Here is a 377-nt window from a genome sequence, read left to right on the forward strand (position 1 = left end):
CGGCTGTATCGCCGCCACGGCACCCATGAACAATTTCACTCCGAGATCAAGACCGATCTCGACATGGAACGTTTGCCGTCGGGTAAGTTCGACAGCAACGACGCGATCATGCATCTGGCGATGTTCGCCTATAACTGCCTGCGCTTGCTCGGCCAGCTTGGTTTGACGGGGGAGATCTCGCCGGTCAGGCATCCCGCGAAACGTCGTCGTTTGAAAACGGTGCTGCAGGAAATCATATACCGGGCGGCCAAATGAGCCTCTTGCAAAACTAGCGGAACGGATGAAAATTGCTTGGCAGCGCAAGCGAAAAGGTGGGGGTGGGCGCCCATTTCTGGCATGATTTAGTTTCTAACGCTTAATCAAAACGCCCACACCAT

The 377-nt window shown here is 54.6% G+C and carries 1 pseudogene; it reads left to right on the forward strand.

Annotated features, from left to right (window positions below):
• Positions 1-252 (forward strand): annotated as a pseudogene (locus F2P44_RS34625) (IS1380 family transposase); the annotation flags it as partial.
• Between the last annotated feature and the right edge of the window lie 125 nt (positions 253-377).

The organism is Massilia frigida (assembly GCF_011682175.1).
GTDB classification, from domain to species: domain Bacteria; phylum Pseudomonadota; class Gammaproteobacteria; order Burkholderiales; family Burkholderiaceae_D; genus Telluria_A; species Telluria_A frigida.